The organism is Streptomyces rugosispiralis (assembly GCF_024505145.1).
GTDB classification, from domain to species: domain Bacteria; phylum Actinomycetota; class Actinomycetes; order Streptomycetales; family Streptomycetaceae; genus Streptomyces; species Streptomyces rugosispiralis.
The window spans coordinates 271,050-287,230 of sequence record NZ_JANIAA010000005.1 but is presented as its reverse complement, the minus strand read 5'-3'; the positions used below and the strand labels follow the sequence as shown (position 1 = coordinate 287,230).

The following is a 16,181-nucleotide window of genomic DNA, read 5'->3' as shown; positions in this document are numbered from 1 at the left end:
GCGGGGCGGTCAGCTCAGCGGGTAGCGGTCGCGGGGGAAGACCACGTCGTCGTAGGGCTCGTACAGCTCAACCGAGCGGTGGAACTCGGAGGCGAAGTCGTCGGCGAGTTCGGCGATCGTGCCGCGGCCCTCGGTCAGGGCCAGCCAGGACGGCGGGAGGCGGAGGTCGCCGTGGTGGGCGCCGAGGATGTTGCCGCAGATCGAGCCCGTCGAGTCGCTGTCGCCCGAATGGTTGACGGAGAGCAGCAGGGCCGCCTGGACGGGGGTGCGCGGGGGCGCCGGGTCGTAGCTGATCTTGCCGCCGGGACCGTACAGGATCTGCTGGGCCGGGGTACGGGCCAGGGCGCTGTAGACCGCGATGGCCAGGGCCTCCTCGGCGACCCAGCCGCCGCCGAGCGATTCGGTCTTCTCGGGGGTCGGATCGCCATCGGCGGCCAGGTCGACCGCCTTACGGAGGGCGGTGGTGGTCTCCTCGTGGCCGGGGTAGCGGGCGAGGAGTTCCAGGGTGCGCAGGGTCGCGCCTTCGAGGGACTCGCCGTCGAGCAGGCAGGCGACCAGGGCGGCCAGGGCACCGGCCGCGTAGTAACCCGTCGGATGGCCATGGGTGATCTGGGCGCAGCGGGCGGCGAGTTCGAAGCAGTCACGGGGGTCGAGCCCGGTGAGGCCGAACGGCGCCGAGCGCATCACGGTGCCGCAGCCCTTGGAGCCGGTGTTCACCGGGCCGGGGGTGCCGTCGAGGGGGGCGCGCGGGGCGGGGACGTGCTTCGCGGTGAGGCCGGAGAGACAGGCGTTGCCGGGGGCGCGGCGGGCGTACAGCCAGGGCTGGGCGCGCAGCCAGCCGGAGCGGACCAGGTCACCGGTGCCCTCGGCGGGCGGCGGCCCGGGGTGGTTCTGGGTGTCCAGCCAGCGCAGATAGGCATGGCGGACGACGGCGGTCTCGGACCCTTCGAGGCCCTTGGCCGACGAGGTTCTGGCGTGGGCCCGTATCAGGCCCTCGGCCGTGAAGAGCGTCATCTGGGTGTCGTCGGTGACCCGGCCCACGACCCCGCTGCCGTCCGGGACCAGGGTGGTGACGCCCGCGGCGCCGTGGGTCTCGCGGATCGACCGCAGGGACAGGAACTCGATGGGGTTGCCGAGGGCGTCGCCGATCGCACCGCCCAGCAGGCAGCCGCGGATGCGGGCCCGCTTGGCGGCTGTCTCGTCCCATGACTGGCGGATCACTGGCAGCTCCTCATCGTCCTGGTCCCATGCCGTCCCGTGTGGATGCACACGACATGATCTCAGGTGTCGGTGGACGTCCCTCGGCGGTAGATTCGATAGGGCAGAAAGCGGGAGGAAACGGCCGAAAACGGGAGATGCGGTGCCATGCCGATGCGGCTGATCCGAACGGGCGATGAGCCGATCCACGCGCGCAGTCCGCTGCGGATGCGGCTGGGGCTGGCCACGTGGGGGCTGCTCTGGACGCTCGGCGGCGCGGTGGCCTTCGCGATCGCGGGCCGGCCGGGGTGGGCGGCCGCGTGCGGGGCGCTCGCCGTCGTCACGCTGATCGATCTGGTCCTGGTGATCCGGCACATCCGGCAGGGGCCGCACTATCAGCCGGGCCGGGATGTGCCGCCGTACGCACCGATCGCCGAGAACAGACGGAGCCACGAGCGGCGAAGGGCTCCGTAAGAGCGACGGCGGGCTCCGTAAGGGCGTCACCGCTGAAGCGTGGGCGCGGTAAGGCCGGCATGCCGCTCCCGCGGTGACGGGATATCGACGGCGGGGAGCGCCTCGTTCCGGGGGATACTGCCCAGTACCTGCTGAGTACCTGCCGGGACAGGGGGGCCGTCATGGGGGTGCTGGCGATCGGCATCGCGCTCTGTGCGCTCGGGCTGATGCTCTCCGGGACCGGAGAGCCGTACGGGCGGCGGAATACGCGGCGGGGACCGGAGGCCGACCCGTACGACCTCGCCCGTCAGCGCGGAGTGGCGCTCGGGCTCGGCGGGGTGGTGCTGCTGGGCGCGGTGGTCCTCGGCGGATTCGTCCTCTGGCGCTGACCGGGGACCTGGCGCTCACCGGGAACCTGGCGCGCACCGGGGACGCGGGCCCCCGCCGCGCACCGGCGCGTACGACGGCGTGCGGGCCCCGGCGAGCACCGCGGCCCCGGCGACGAGCACCGCGGCTCAGCCCGCGCCCCGCCTATCCGTCCCGGCCTATCCGTCCCGGCCGTCCTTCTCGCCGAACCGGGCCGCCTCCACGAAGTCCGGGCGCGGATCGAGCGCCGCGGCCAGCCGGAAGTGGCGGGTGGCCTCGGCCGGGCGGTTGGCCCGCTCCAGGGTGCGGGCCAGGGCGAAGTGGGCGAAGGCGTTGTCCGGCTCGCGCTCCAGGACGAGCTGGAACTCCAGCTCCGCCGAGCGCAGCTGGGCAGCGCCGAAGAACGCGCGGGCCCTGAGCAGCCGGGCCGCCGTGTTCTCGGGGTGGGCGCTGATGACCGAGTCGAGCAGCTTCACGGCGCCCCGTGGATCTCGGGCGGCCAGCAGGTGCTCCGCGGCGCGGAAGTCGATGACGTGGGTCTCGGGCGTGGGCTCGGGCACAGCCGTTTCCTTCCCCGGGTACGTACTCGGTGGTGAGGCGGTGGATGGGTGAGGGGATGGGATGAACCGTCACGAATGATCGTTCGTTACGGGGTGGACAACAATCACCCCGCACGCCGCATTCCCCGCCACGGACCGCCGCACGCGCCGCGCCGCGCCCGGCTCGGTCCCGGCACGCCTCGACTCGGTCCCGCCGCGCCCCGGCTCGGTCCCGGCCCGCCCCGTACGTACCGCGCCCCGGCTCAGCCCTCCGTGGCGGCCGCGCGCCGCACCAGGTCCGCCCAGACCTTTCCGACCTGCGGCTCCAGCGCCTCGATCGGGCCATTGTTGTCGATCACGACATCGGCGATCGCCAGCCGTTCCGCGCGGGTGGCCTGTGCCGCCATCCGGGCCCGCGCCTCGTCCTCGGCCATGCCGCGCAGCCGCACCAGCCGGTCCAGCTGGGTCTCGGGCGTGGCGTCCACGACCATGACCAGGTCGTAGAGCGGCGCCAGCTTGTTCTCGGCCAGGAGGGGGACGTCATGGACGACGACGGCGTCGGGCGCGGCCGCCGCCTGGAGTTCGGCGGAGCGGTCCCGGACCAGCGGGTGGACGATCGCGTTCAGCGCGCTCAGCCGCTCCGGGTCGGTGAAGACGATCCCGCCGAGCTTGGGCCGGTCCAGCCGGCCATCTGCGGTCAGCACCTCGGGGCCGAATTCGGCGACCACGGCGGCCAGTCCCGGCGTGTCCGGCTCGACCACCTCACGAGCGATCCGATCCGAGTCGATCAGCACCGCTCCCAATGAAGTCAGGATCTGTGAGACCTCGCTCTTGCCCGCGCCGATTCCGCCCGTGAGCCCCAGGTTCAGCATGGGGCCCACGCTATACGGCGCGCCGGTGGGGTCATCGGTCAGGCTCCGCCGTCGCCCTCGCGCTCGGCGAGGAACCGTTCGAACTCCGCGCCCAGTTCATCCGCCGAGGGCAGCTCGGCCGGCTCCGCGACCAGGTTGCCGCGGCTCTCGGCCCCGGCCACCGCGTCGTACTGGTGCTCCAGGCCCCGTACGAGCGCCACCAGTTCCTCGTCGCCCTCCGAGATCTGCCGCTCGATCTCCTCCTGCGTTCTGAGGGCCTCGTTGCGCAGCGCGTGCGTCGGCCCCGGCAGCACCAGACCGGTGGCCGCGGTGATGGCCTCCAGCGCGGTGAGCGCCGCGTCCGGATAGGCCGACCGGGCCAGATAGTGCGGCACGTGCGCGGCCACGCCGAGGACGTCGCGGCCCGCCTCGGCGAGCCGGTACTCGATCAGGGATTCGGCGCTGCCGGGCACTTGGGCCTCGTCGAAGTAGCCCCGGTGACCGGGCATAAGGTCGGTGCGATTGCCGTGCGGGGTGATGCCGACCGGCCGGGTGTGCGGCACACCCATCGGGATGCCGTGGAAGTTCACCGCGAGCCGCACGCCCAGCCGCTCGACCATCTGGCGCACGGCCGCCGCGAACCGCTCCCACTCCACATCCGGCTCCGGCCCGGTGAGCAGCAGGAACGGGGCCGCGGTCGCGTCGCGCACCAGATGCAGCTCGATCTTCGGGGTCTCGTACGCCGTCCACCGGTCGCGCTGGAAGGTCAACAGGGGCCGACGGGCCCGGTAGTCGACCAGCCGGTCATGGTCGAAACGCGCGACCACCTTGCGTGGCAGGCCGTCGAGCAGCCGCTCCACGATCTGGTCCCCGGTCTCGCCGGCGTCGATATAGCCGTCGAAGTGGTACAGCAGCACCAGCCCGGCCGAGTCCCGCGACGCTATCGCGTCGACCTCCGCCAGCCCGCTCGGTTCCCATGCGTACAACTCCTGCGGATCATGCACTGTGACCGCTCCTCCTCGTGTTCGCACCGAAGAACACCGAACGGGGGCGGGGGCATTCCCCGGGCGGGATCCTCGATGGCCGAACGGCCCCGAACCCCGTTTGCGAGGGACCCGTTCGGGCGAGGTGCCCGAGCGCTCACCGGGGCGAACGTGGGCGGCCCGATCTCGACGTCGGCGCACGTCGCGGGGTTGACGCACATATGCGGCACGCCTATCTTCGCCAGCCGTCAGCGGTTCATCATGTCATCCGGCGTTCACTGACCAGAACCCAGCGTGTTCACCTCTGGCCACGGCACAGGAAGGCAGCCTCCTATGCACTCCCCCGGCCGCACTCCCACCCGATTACGCACCCTCCTCACCGCCATCGCCGCCGGACTGATCGCCACCGGTGGGCTGATGGCGGCGGGCATGACCGGGCGGGACGCTCCCGCCGCCACCGCCGTCCCGATCTCCGTGGATGACACGGACGGGCTCCGGGAGGCCCTTGCCGGGGCCCGGCCCGGCGATACGATCCGGCTCGCCGACGGCAGGTACCACGGCGGATTCGAGATCACCGCCTCCGGCACCTCCGGCTCGCGGATCACCCTCACCGGCTCCTCGAAAGCGGTCCTCACCGCGAGCGGCGGCTATGGGCTGCGGCTGAACGGCGCCTCGTACTGGACGGTCAGGGGGATCACGGTCCGCGGCGGCAAGGAGGGCATCAGGATCGACGGCGCCCGCGGCGTGACCGTGGACTCCGTTTCGGTCAGTGTGCGGCGCCATGGGCATGCGTAAGGCCCGCTCCCCATGGGGAGCGGGCCTTACCTGCTCAGCTGGTGCCGGCTAGCGGCGGCTGGTCAGCTCTGGCCGCCGGCCAGCTTCTCGCGAAGCGCGGCCAGCGCCTCGTCCGAGGCCAGGGCGCCCGAGTTGTCGGCCGACTCCGAGGAGTACGAACCGCCACCGGCCGCCTGCCCGCCCGGCGCCGGGGCGGCGTTGCCCGCCTCGGCAGCGGCCTGCTCGTCGGCCTCGCGGGACTTGATGACCTGCGCCTGGTGCTGCTCGAAGCGCTGCTGCGCCTCGGCGTACTGGGTCTCCCAGGCCTCGCGCTGGGTCTCGAAGCCCTCGAGCCAGTCGTTGGTCTCGGGGTCGAAGCCCTCGGGGTAGATGTAGTTGCCCTGGTCGTCGTAGGACGCGGCCATGCCGTACAGGGTCGGGTCGAACTCGACCACGGACGGGTCGGCACCGAATGCCTCGTTGGCCTGCTTCAGCGAGAGGCTGATGCGGCGGCGCTCGAGGTCGATGTCGATGACCTTGACGAAGATCTCGTCGTTGACCTGGACGACCTGCTCCGGGATCTCCACGTGGCGCTCGGCCAGCTCGGAGATGTGGACCAGACCCTCGATGCCCTCGTCGACGCGGACGAACGCACCGAACGGCACGAGCTTGGTGACCTTACCCGGGACGACCTGACCGATCTGGTGGGTCCGGGCGAACTGCTGCCACGGGTCCTCCTGCGTCGCCTTGAGCGACAGGGAGACGCGCTCGCGGTCCATGTCGACGTCCAGGACCTCGACCGTGACCTCCTGGCCGACCTCGACGACCTCGGACGGGTGGTCGATGTGCTTCCAGGACAGCTCCGAGACGTGGACGAGACCGTCGACGCCGCCCAGGTCCACGAACGCACCGAAGTTGACGATGGAGGAGACGACGCCGGAGCGCACCTGGCCCTTCTGGAGGGTGGTGAGGAAGGTCTGGCGGACCTCGCTCTGGGTCTGCTCCAGCCAGGCGCGGCGGGACAGGACCACGTTGTTGCGGTTCTTGTCGAGCTCGATGATCTTCGCCTCGAGCTCCTTGCCCACGTAGGGCTGCAGGTCGCGAACGCGGCGCATCTCCACCAGGGAGGCGGGGAGGAAGCCACGGAGGCCGATGTCGAGGATGAGACCACCCTTGACGACCTCGATGACGGTACCGGTGACGATCCCGTCCTCTTCCTTGATCTTCTCGATGGTGCCCCAGGCGCGCTCGTACTGGGCGCGCTTCTTCGAGAGGATCAGTCGGCCTTCCTTGTCCTCCTTCTGGAGGACGAGGGCCTCGATCTCGTCGCCGACGGCGACGACCTCGTTGGGGTCGACGTCGTGCTTGATCGACAGTTCGCGAGAGGGGATGACGCCTTCGGTCTTGTAACCAATGTCGAGCAGGACCTCGTCCCGGTCGACCTTCACGATGACGCCGTCGACGATGTCGCCGTCGTTGAAGTACTTGATCGTCTCGTCGATCGCGGCGAGGAAGGCTTCCTCGGAACCGATGTCGTTGACCGCCACCTGCGGGGTGGTGCGGGTTGCCTCGGTGCTGCTCGTCATGTGGAAAAGGGCTCCGGTACGGACATGAAGTCGTAGGTACTGCTACGCCGGGACCCTTTATCGCACTGCCGAAGCCGGACAGCCTTGGAGACGCCGAATCTTTCCGATTTCAGGGATCGAAAAGCGCGAGCGCCTCGACAACCGAGGGGACATACAACAGATGCGAGCGCGGCCTGCTCCGTCCGAGGCGCACAGGCCCGCAGCGCAACTTGTAGCATACGGGGGCAGCCGGGCATGGTCAATGCACGAAGAGCACACGTGGGGATTAACGCCCCGAACCTGGCAAATTGCATGGTCCGTACTGCGACGCGGCTCTCACCGCGCCCCGCAGCCACAGGTCGATACAGAGAGTACGACGACGCGCGCGATGGTCCAAGAACACGAGCCCAGCACCCCCGGGGTGGCCGCCGAGCCGACGGCCACCCGCCGGATCGCCGACACGGCGGAGAGCAGCCGGGCGAACCGGGGGTGGTGGGACCGCAACGCGGACGAGTACCAGGAGGAGCACGGCGCCTTCCTGGGCGACGACCGGTTCATATGGGGCCCGGAGGGGCTGGACGAGGCGGAGGCGGGGCTGCTGGGCCCCGTCGAGGCGCTCAAGGGGCGCGATGTGCTGGAGGTGGGCGCGGGCGCCGCGCAGTGCGCCCGCTGGCTGGCCGCCCAGGGGGCACGGCCGGTGGCGCTGGACCTCTCCCACCGGCAGCTGCGGCACGCGCGGCGGATCGACGCGGAGGCGGCGGTCTCCGGGGCGTCAGGGGCCTCTGGGGCCTCTGGGGCGTCAGGGGCCTCCGGGGTCTCCGGGGCCTCCCGGGCTGGTGACCCGGCCGGGGTGGCGCTGGTGCAGGCCGACGCCACGGCCCTGCCCTTCCGGGACGGCTCGTTCGACCTGGCGTGCTCGGCGTACGGGGCGGTGCCGTTCGTGGCCGAGCCGGTGCGGGTGATGCGCGAGGTGCGCCGGGTGCTGCGGCCGGGCGGGCGGTGGGTCTTCTCGGTGACGCATCCGATCCGCTGGGCGTTCCCCGACGAACCGGGGCCCGAGGGGCTGTCCATCGCCGCCTCCTACTTCGACCGCACGCCCTATGTGGAGCAGGACGAATCGGGCCGGGCCGTCTATGTGGAGCACCACAGGACCCTCGGCGACCGGGTGCGGGACGTGGTGGCCGGGGGCTTCCGGCTGGTCGACCTGATCGAGCCGGAGTGGCCCGGGTGGAACCACCAGGAGTGGGGCGGCTGGTCCCCGCTGCGGGGGAACCTCATCCCGGGCACGGCGATCTTCGTGTGCGAGCGGGATTGAGGCGAGCGTTGACCGACCCCGCGGACCCGCGCGCCGAGGCCCTGGACCGCCTTCCCGTACGCGACGCCGTGCCCGAACTGCTGCGTGCGCTCGACGACCGCGGGGTCGCCGTGCTGTGCGCGCCCCCGGGGACCGGTAAGACGACGCTGGTGCCGCTGGTGCTCGCCGGGCTGGTGGGCGGCGGACCGGTGGGTGGCGGGCTGGTGGGCGGCGGAGCGGTGGGCGGCGGAGCGGTGCGGCGGGTGCTGGTGGCCGAGCCGCGGCGGATCGCGGCGCGGGCCGCCGCGCGGCGGATGGCGTGGCTGCTGGGCGAGCGGCCGGGCGGCAGGGTCGGCTTCACCGTGCGAGGGGAGCGGCAGGCCGGGCCGGGGACCGTGGTCGAGGTGGTCACGACCGGTGTGCTGTTGCAGCGGCTGCAACGCGATCAGGAGCTGGCCGGCGTCGATGTGGTCGTGCTCGACGAATGCCATGAGCGCCATCTGGACGCGGACACGGCCGCCGCCTTCCTGCTGGACGTCCGGGCCGCCCTGCGCCCCGACCTCCGGCTGATCGCCGCCTCGGCGACCACGGACGCGGAGGGCTGGGCGCGGCTGCTCGGCGACGGCGGGGATGGCGGCGACGGCGGGGATGGCGGCGACGGCGGGAGCGGCGACGGCGGGACGGGCGGCGGGGACGGCCCCGGGGACCCCGCGCCGGTCGTCTCGGCGCCGGGGGTCTCCCATCCGGTGGAGGTGGTGTGGGCGCCGCCGGAGCGCCCCGTGAGGCCGCCGCACGGGATGCGGGTGGACCCCGCCCTGCTGGACCATGTCGCGGCCGTGGTGCGGCGGGCGCTGCGCGAGCGGGAGGGCGATGTGCTGTGCTTCCTGCCGGGCGTCGGGGAGATCGCCCGGGTGGCCGGGAAGCTGGGCGGGCTCGCCGCCGCGGAGGTCCTCCAGGTGCACGGGCGGGCGCCGGCCGCCGTACAAGAGGCGGTGCTCGCGGGCGCGGGCGCGGACGGCGGCCGGCGGCGGGTGGTGCTGGCCACCTCGGTCGCCGAGTCGAGCCTGACCGTGCCGGGCGTGCGGATCGTCGTGGACTGCGGGCTGGCGCGTGAGCCCCGGATGGACCACGCACGCGGCCTGAGCGCGCTGACGACCGTAAGGGCGTCACGGGCCGCCGCCCGGCAGCGTGCGGGCCGTGCGGGGCGCGAGGCGCCCGGGGTGGTCTACCGCTGCTGGCCGGAGGCGGAGGACGCCCGGCTGCCGCGCTTCCCGTCCCCGGAGATCGCCGGTGCGGACCTTACGGCCTTCGCGCTCCAGACGGCGTGCTGGGGCGATCCGGACGCCTCGGGGCTGGCCCTGCTCGATCCGCCGCCCGCCGGGGCGATGGCGGCCGCACGCGAGACGCTCACCGCGATCGGCGCCGTGGACGCCGCGGGACGGGCCACCGAACGCGGCACCCGGATGGCCCGCCTCGGCCTCCACCCCCGCCTCGCGCGGGCGCTCATCGACGGCGCGAAGGAGGTCGGCGTGCGCCGGGCGGCCGAGGTGGTGGCCCTGCTGAGCGAGGAGCCCCCGAGGGAGTACGGCGACGACCTCGCCGCCGCCTGGCGTACCGCCCGCCACGGCGGCGACCCCTACGCCGCCCGCTGGCGCCAGGAGGCCCGGCGGCTGGAACACGCCCTGACCGCCGCGGGGACCGCGGGTCCGGACGGCGGGCGGGGCGGTGCCGGTCCGGTGCGCGGCGAGGACGCCGTGGCGGGGCTGATGGCCGCGCTGGCGTTCCCGGAGCGGGTGGCCCGGCGGCGCGGCGAGCGGGCGTACCTCATGGCCGCCGGGACGGGCGCGGAGCTGGGCGACGGCTCGCGGCTGGGCGGGGCGCCGTGGCTCGCGGTTGCCGTCGCGGACCGGCCGGTGGCCTCCGCGTCGGCGCGGGTGCGGCTAGCGGCGGTGACCGACGAGGACACCGCCCGGACGGCGGCCGCCGCGCTGGCCTCGGAGGGCGAGGAGGTGCGCTGGGCCGACGAGGACGTCCTGACGCGGCGGGTGGCCCGGCTCGGCGCGATCGAGTTGGTGTCCCGGCCGCTGGCCGACCCCGATCCGGAACTGGTGCGGCGGGCGCTGCTGGACGGGCTGCGCCGCGAGGGCACGGGGCTGCTGCGCTGGTCGGCACAGGCCACGGCGGTCCGGCAGCGGATGGCCTTCCTCCACCGCGAGCTGGGCGGGGCCTGGCCGGACGTCTCCGACGAGGCGCTGCTGGACCGCGCGGACGACTGGCTCGGGACGGAGCTGGCGCGGGCCCGCGGGCGCGCCGATCTGGGGCGGGTGGACGCCGGACAGGCGCTGGCCCGGCTGATGCCGTGGGCCACGGGCGAGGCGGCGCGCTTCGAGGAGCTGGCACCGGAGCGGATCGAGGTGCCGAGCGGCTCGCGAGTGCGGGTGGACTACGGCGCGGACCGGCCCGTGCTGGCGGTGAAGTTGCAGGAGCTGTTCGGCTGGCAGGAGGCCCCCCGGATCGCGGGCGGCCGGGTGCCACTGCTGATCCACCTGCTGTCCCCGGCGGGACGCCCGGCCGCGGTCACCGCCGATCTGGCGTCCTTCTGGACGGACGGCTACCGCTCGGTCCGCGCCGAACTGCGCGGCCGATACCCCAAACACCCCTGGCCCGAGGACCCGACCACAGCCGAACCGACCCGCCGCACCAACACCCGCCGCTGAGCGATGCGGCCGAGAGGCCGCGCAGTGAACCACGGGGCGCGGCGGGCCGCGCGGCGCGGTGGGACGTTGGGGCCCGGTGGGACGTTGGGCCGCGGTGGGATGTTGGGGCGGGCAGCAGGGCGTCGGAACAGCGGGACGCCGCAGGACGCGTGGCACCGGGGCACGCGCCCAAGCGGCCCGCACCGCACAGGAGACGCGCGACGCCGTGGGCCACGAGAGCCAGCGGGACGCCGCGACGCCTGGCTCTGAGGCACGCGCCCAAGCGGCCCGCACCACAGGGGAACCAGCAGCGCGGTGAGTCACGGGCCAGGGGAACAGCGGGACGCCGCAGGACGCGTGGCACCGGGGCACGCGCCCAAGCGGCCCGCACCGCACAGGAGACGCGCGACGCCGTGGGCCACGAGAGCCAGCGGGACGCCGCGACGCCTGGCTCTGAGGCACGCGCCCAAGCGGCCCGCACCACAGGGGAACCAGCAGCGCGGTGAGTCACGGGCCAGGGGAACAGCGGGACGCCGCAGGACGCGTGGCACCGGGGCACGCGCCCAAGCGGCCCGCACCGCACAGGAGACGCGCGACGCCGTGGGCCACGAGAGCCAGCGGGACGCCGCGACGCCTGGCTCTGAGGCACGCGCCCAAGCGGCCCGCACCGCAGGGGAACGCGCGGCGCGGTGGGGCACGGGGCCCTGTGAGCCACGGGAGGCAGCTGGCCACGCGGCGCGGCGGCCGAGCACGTGGCGCAGTAGACGGGAACGCCGTAGGCCGCGGGCGCGGAGGGCCGCGCGGCGCGGCAGGAAACCCGGGCGCAGTGAGCCTCGCGGCGCATCCCTCGGGCGTCAGTCGGCCCAGGCGCGCAATCTGCGGGCGGTTTCGCCGAGGCGGAAGCCGCTGATCTCCCGTATGTCGCGGACCAGTTCGACCATGGCGCCCGGTGGGGGCGCGATCGGCTCGCCGGACTCCTCCATGTACATCTGCGCGCAGGCCGCGCCGATCGTGGCGTTGTAGTCGGAGAACGGCTCGAGGATCAGTGAAGTATGCAGAAAGGTCGCGGCGCGGGCGGCGGCCTCCTCGTAGTAGGGCTCGCCCGCGAACCGCTCGTAGCGGTGGCGCTCGGCCATGCAGTGCAGCGCGCCCCAGTCCCGGACCGGGGTGTTCACCGGGGAGACCTCGACCTGGACGTTCAGCACCCAACCGGCATCGACGTACAGGATCACCGCATGCCGTGCGGGAACTCCCGCTCGAACTCGGCCTTGTAGGCCAGGGCGAACTTCACGGCACCCTCGACGAAGCGCTGTTTCTGACGCCGCCGCACCACATCCTCGGTCAGTATGTCGTGTGCCAGCCGCTTGATCTCGACGCCCTTCTCCCTCGCCTCGGCACGCAGCTCGGCCAGCTCCTGCTCGGTGAACTCAATCGTGATGCCAGGCATGGGCGGCATGCTAGCCACGCCCGCGCCCTGATCACTACCGGCTTGGCCACCACGGGCGAATCGCGAGGACGGAAGTTGACGCGACGCGACACACGACGCCCACGACGCTCAGCACTCCAGCCCACTCAATCAGGACCCCAGCCCGCTCAGCGCTCCAGCCGCTCAGCACTCCAGTCTCAGGGCGAACTGCTCCCCCGTCGGGAACGGCTCGTCCACCGGGTGCGGCCCGACCCATATGAGCGCCTGCTCGAAGGTCATGTACGAGCCGTTGTCGACGCATTGGCCGACCACCACCGCATTGCCGCCGCAGCGCCATGCCGCGTAGTTCCACGGGTGGTCGCCCTTCTCGTCCCGCACCACGGTCTCCGGCTCGCCCAGGCGCCCGCTGAAAGCGTCCACGGCGGCGCGCCACCGGCCGTCGAAGCCGGAGCGGTCGGCCTCGCGGTCGAAGACCCAGCCGGGGTCGCCGGAGTGGTACTCGGCGAGCCAGTCGACATTGCCGGTGAGCCCGTCGGCCTGCAGCTCCGCGTCGAAGTCGTCCGGTTCGTAGTAGTAACAGAACGGGATCATGCATTCGGTGTCCGCGTCGTCCGGCCCGCCGAACCACTCCGGGAGGACATAGTGCCCGGTGTTGGTGGCGTACGAGGACGTGCGGGAGCCGTCGGGCACCCAGCCGAAGCGCTTCGCGGCGGCCGCCGTGGCGCCCGGAGTCCATTCCAGGCGCGCCAAGTCGGCGATGTGGCCGATGAGTTCGGGACCGGGGACGCAGCTGTTCACTGGCATGGTCATACGCTACGGCCCGCCACTGACAACGCGGCCGGCGCCGACGGGGCGGACGGCGGGCGCGCCGCGCGTCCGCGCGCCTCCAGCAGCAGCGCGAGCGCGAGCAGGGCCAGCCCGAGGATCAGGAAGCCCCACGGCAGATAGGCGGTGAGCAGCAGGACCAGCTGGCGCTGGGACTTGACCATGTCCACCGTGTGCCGGATGTAGTCCTCGCGCATCTTCACATGGCCGGAGAAGACGGTCACCCGGTCGCGGTCGCCCAGCAGCGTGCCGCCGCGCAGCTCCTCCTTGTGGATCTCCTGCCCGTTGACCGGGGCGCCCGTGGTGGGCTCGACCCAGAACATCCGCTTGGTGCTGTACCAGCGGGTGGTGCCGGCCTTGCGGACGGTCTCGGGGGTGACGCCGTCGACCGGCATGGTCTTGGGCAGCGGCACCTTGGTCCAGGGGATGGTCTGCTCGAAGTAGTAGACCTCCAGACCGCGGAAGTTCCGGGTGCCCTTGTAGTGGATGGGGGCGGAGGTGCGGGTCTGGGCGTCGAAGTAACGGTAGTCGCGCTTCTCGGTGAGGAACGGCCACTTGTACTCGATGCCGTCGCGGCGCACCGCGTCCCCGTCGACATGTTCGCCGCCCGCGTGCACCGGGTCCTGGGAGTGGGCGTCGAAGACATAGCGCTCGGGGATCTTGGAGACCATCTTGCCGTCGGGCCCGGCCACATACGACAGGGTGTCCCAGACGACGACATCGCGCCCGGTCGCCTTGCCGACCTCCTTCGCGGCGGGCACATTGCCGCGCAGGGTCTGCACGATGCTGACCTTGGGGACGGTGCGGGGCTTCATCGTGCCGTAGTCGAGCAGCGTGGCCGGGCTGGCCTCCATCACGGCCGTCTGGTACTCGCTGGGCGGGATCTTGGCCAGCCGGGGATAGGCGTACCAGCGCAGCAGCGGCGCGAGGGCGGCGAAGAAGACGGCGAAGGCCAGCAGCACCAGGCTTGCTCTGCGGCGCATGGCGGATGTCCCTCCCTCATGGGTGCTTGGGGACGGTGGTGAGCAGGGGTTCCGGGGAGGTCTCACCGCTGGGGGCGCCGATGGCCGTCATCGTGAGGACGATGGCGAGGGCGGCGGCGAGTCCGATCGCGGCGGCGGCGAGGGCACGCATACGGGGCCTCCTCGTGGTCGGTACGAGGCGCTGCCTGACGCTTCGTCAGGGATGGGGCACCGTAGCAACAGGGGCCGCAGATGAGAACACGAAGGAGGGAAAGCGTCACACCGCCCCTGGGCCCGGTGGGGGCTCAGGGGCGGTGCGGTGAACCGTATGAGGGGCGGTTTACGAGGCGGGGGCCTGGGTGACCGTCAGCTCGATGTCCAGGACGGCGCCGCCCTCGGCGGTGAGGCGGAGCAGGAAGGTGCCCGCGTGGTCATCGGTCAGGATCTTCGGCAGGGTGAGCCGGCCGAGGCCGTCGGTCTTCAGGGCGGCCAGGGCGCGCACCGGCTTGCCCTTGTCGTCCAGGAAGTAGGGCCCCTTGTCGCTCGGCTTCGGGTCCTTCGCCGAGGTGATCATGGTGGCGGTCACCGGGACATCCGCCATGGCCTTGCCCTTGTTGGTGGCCTTGACGGTGAGCGTGTCGGCGAAGGAGGCGCCGGTGTGGGCCGTGAGCTTCTTGTCGTCGATCCGGGCCAGCGCGTCGGCCTGCGGCACGGGCCGGGCCTTGACGGTGGCGGTGAACTCGACCGGGGCGGCCTGCCGCCCCACGGCGGTGGCGCGCACGGTGAAGGTGCCGGTCTTCTCGCCCGCGAGCAGCTTCGGCGCGGTGGCGGTGCCATCGGCGGCGGTCAGCACGGTGGCGGACTTGACCAGGCCGAGGAAGCGCGTGTCGGTGTCGCCGAGGATCTCGTACCGCACCCGGGCGTCGGCCACCGGCTTGCCCGCGGTGTCCACGGCCTTGACGCGCGGCGACCGGTCGAACCCGGTGCCCGCGGTGGTGGACAGGTCCTTCGCGCCGACGGTGGTGAGCTTGCTGGTGCCGCTCGGGGTGGACGGCGGGGTCGTGGGGGGCTTCGGGGTCGGGCTCCCGGTGCCGGGGGTGCCGGGGTTGCCCGGGGTTGGGGTGCCGGGGCCGCCACCGGTCGGCGGGGTCGGGGTGGTGGTGTCGGGGTTGTCGTTGGGCTTGGGCAGGGTGTGGGCGTCGTTCTCCTTGCCCTTCCCGGGGTCCTTGCCCTTGCCGCCGTCCTTCCCCGGATTCCGGCCCGAGTCCTTGCCCTTGTCGCCCGAGCCGGAGTCGTTCCCCGAGGGGATCACACCGGTGCCGTCGGGGACCTCATGGGTGCCGCGCTTGTAGTACTCGAACCACGACAGGACGGTGTTCAGGTATTCCTGCGAGTGGTTGTAGCCGAGGATCGCGCGGTCCAGATCGGCCTTGACGGACAGATCCCGGCCGTCCGCGCAGAGGTAGCTGCCCGCGGCGAGAGCGGCGTCATAGATGTTGTTGGGGTCCTTCTCACCGTCACCGTTGCCGTCCCGGCCCCAGCTGGCCCAGGTGGACGGGATGAACTGCATGGGGCCGACCGCCCGGTCATGCGTACTGTCGCCGTCGTAGGCGCCGCCGTCGGTGTCCTTGATCAGGGCGAAGCCGTCGCCGTTGAGGACCGGGCCGAGGATGGGCGAGACGGTGGTGCCGTTGGCGTCCACATTGCCGCCGCCGGCCTGGCCGGACTCGACCTTGCCGATCGCGGCGAGCAGTTCCCAGGGCAGATTGCAGCCGGGGTTGGAATCCCGCAGAGTCGCTTCCGCCTTCTTGTAGGCGGCCAGGACGCTCGCGGGTATGCCCGCCTCCGGCTTGGTGCTGCTGCCCCCGGGGAGCCCGGGCAGATCGATCGAGGAGCCCGGCTTGTCGGGGGTGACCAGGGGCGGCAGATCGGTGTGGTACGAGGAACCACCGTCTATGGGGGTGTTGCCGTCCGGCGCCGGCGCCTCCTCCCCCGCCCGCTGCTCCCGGTTCTGGTCGCCATGGTCGGAATTGGCGAATCCGGGTGCCTGAGACGCGGTGAGGGCGGCCATCGCGGCCGCCGCCACCGCTGTCGTGGCCGCCCCCTTGCGCAGTCGTCGGCCGATAAGCGGTGCCATCCGTGTGTCCCTCCCGTCGAACACGATGCGCTCCCCCGGCGCGTCAACTCTGGTGACACTACGACAACTTATGGCCCGCAGCTACCGGTGCAAACACCCCATCGGGCGAACTC

The 16,181-nt window shown here is 72.6% G+C and carries 16 protein-coding genes; 5 read left to right on the top strand and 11 right to left on the bottom strand.

Features of this window, described 5'->3' with window-relative positions; genetic code table 11:
• Positions 1 to 9 precede the first annotated feature (9 nt).
• Positions 10 to 1,221, bottom strand: coding sequence for an ADP-ribosylglycohydrolase family protein (locus NP777_RS11920; RefSeq protein WP_256650092.1), 1,212 nt, complete (start codon positions 1,219 to 1,221; stop codon positions 10 to 12).
• A gap of 144 nt (positions 1,222 to 1,365) precedes the next feature.
• Between NP777_RS11920 and NP777_RS11915 the strand changes: the two genes are divergently transcribed.
• Together NP777_RS11915 and NP777_RS11910 are read left to right on the top strand one after the other, a co-directional pair.
• Positions 1,366 to 1,671, top strand: a complete 306-nt coding sequence (locus tag NP777_RS11915; RefSeq protein ID WP_256650091.1) for a DUF6343 family protein — start codon at positions 1,366 to 1,368, stop codon at positions 1,669 to 1,671.
• A 161-nt stretch (positions 1,672 to 1,832) separates the two neighbouring features.
• Positions 1,833 to 2,039, top strand: coding sequence for a hypothetical protein (locus NP777_RS11910; RefSeq protein WP_256650090.1), 207 nt, complete (start codon positions 1,833 to 1,835; stop codon positions 2,037 to 2,039).
• Positions 2,040 to 2,195: 156 nt separating this feature from the next.
• Here NP777_RS11910 and NP777_RS11905 read toward each other — a convergent pair whose 3' ends face one another.
• The 3 genes from NP777_RS11905 to NP777_RS11895 form a co-directional block, all read right to left on the bottom strand.
• Positions 2,196 to 2,576 (bottom strand): tetratricopeptide repeat protein, encoded by a 381-nt coding sequence (locus NP777_RS11905; RefSeq protein WP_256650089.1) that lies wholly within the window; start codon positions 2,574 to 2,576, stop codon positions 2,196 to 2,198.
• Between the two features lie 242 nt (positions 2,577 to 2,818).
• Positions 2,819 to 3,427, bottom strand: coding sequence for a dephospho-CoA kinase (coaE, locus tag NP777_RS11900; protein WP_256650088.1), 609 nt, complete (start codon positions 3,425 to 3,427; stop codon positions 2,819 to 2,821).
• A gap of 38 nt (positions 3,428 to 3,465) precedes the next feature.
• Positions 3,466 to 4,410 (bottom strand): PAC2 family protein, encoded by a 945-nt coding sequence (locus tag NP777_RS11895; RefSeq protein WP_210948706.1) that lies wholly within the window; start codon positions 4,408 to 4,410, stop codon positions 3,466 to 3,468.
• A gap of 312 nt (positions 4,411 to 4,722) precedes the next feature.
• Between NP777_RS11895 and NP777_RS11890 the strand changes: the two genes are divergently transcribed.
• The gene (locus NP777_RS11890; protein WP_256650087.1) at positions 4,723 to 5,184 is read left to right on the top strand and encodes a hypothetical protein; all 462 of its coding nucleotides are present in this window, start codon (positions 4,723 to 4,725) and stop codon (positions 5,182 to 5,184) included.
• 62 nt (positions 5,185 to 5,246) lie between these two features.
• Here NP777_RS11890 and rpsA read toward each other — a convergent pair whose 3' ends face one another.
• Positions 5,247 to 6,749, bottom strand: coding sequence for a 30S ribosomal protein S1 (rpsA, locus tag NP777_RS11885; protein WP_256650086.1), 1,503 nt, complete (start codon positions 6,747 to 6,749; stop codon positions 5,247 to 5,249).
• A gap of 367 nt (positions 6,750 to 7,116) precedes the next feature.
• Between rpsA and NP777_RS11880 the strand changes: the two genes are divergently transcribed.
• Together NP777_RS11880 and hrpB are read left to right on the top strand one after the other, a co-directional pair.
• Positions 7,117 to 8,043, top strand: coding sequence for a class I SAM-dependent methyltransferase (locus NP777_RS11880; RefSeq protein ID WP_256650085.1), 927 nt, complete (start codon positions 7,117 to 7,119; stop codon positions 8,041 to 8,043).
• An 8-nt stretch (positions 8,044 to 8,051) separates the two neighbouring features.
• Positions 8,052 to 10,739: an ATP-dependent helicase HrpB gene (hrpB, locus tag NP777_RS11875; protein WP_256650084.1), complete on the top strand. Its 2,688-nt coding sequence runs from the start codon at positions 8,052 to 8,054 to the stop codon at positions 10,737 to 10,739.
• A gap of 833 nt (positions 10,740 to 11,572) precedes the next feature.
• On the opposite strand, the gene NP777_RS11870 is transcribed toward hrpB, so the two are convergent.
• The 6 genes from NP777_RS11870 to NP777_RS11845 form a co-directional block, all read right to left on the bottom strand.
• A complete protein-coding gene (locus tag NP777_RS11870) occupies positions 11,573 to 11,923 on the bottom strand; it encodes a hypothetical protein (protein WP_256650083.1) in 351 nt (116 codons plus the stop codon).
• 23 nt (positions 11,924 to 11,946) lie between these two features.
• Complete coding sequence (locus NP777_RS11865) at positions 11,947 to 12,165, bottom strand: hypothetical protein (RefSeq protein WP_037949729.1); 219 nt, start codon at positions 12,163 to 12,165, stop codon at positions 11,947 to 11,949.
• 162 nt (positions 12,166 to 12,327) lie between these two features.
• Positions 12,328 to 12,948, bottom strand: coding sequence for a hypothetical protein (locus tag NP777_RS11860; protein ID WP_256650082.1), 621 nt, complete (start codon positions 12,946 to 12,948; stop codon positions 12,328 to 12,330).
• A gap of 2 nt (positions 12,949 to 12,950) precedes the next feature.
• Complete coding sequence (locus tag NP777_RS11855) at positions 12,951 to 13,952, bottom strand: DUF3068 domain-containing protein (RefSeq protein ID WP_256650081.1); 1,002 nt, start codon at positions 13,950 to 13,952, stop codon at positions 12,951 to 12,953.
• A 16-nt stretch (positions 13,953 to 13,968) separates the two neighbouring features.
• Entirely contained in the window at positions 13,969 to 14,103 is a 135-nt protein-coding gene (locus tag NP777_RS11850; RefSeq protein WP_107417375.1) for an SPW_0924 family protein, read from the bottom strand.
• A 168-nt stretch (positions 14,104 to 14,271) separates the two neighbouring features.
• Positions 14,272 to 16,068, bottom strand: coding sequence for a lytic transglycosylase domain-containing protein (locus tag NP777_RS11845; RefSeq protein WP_256650080.1), 1,797 nt, complete (start codon positions 16,066 to 16,068; stop codon positions 14,272 to 14,274).
• Positions 16,069 to 16,181 lie beyond the last annotated feature (113 nt).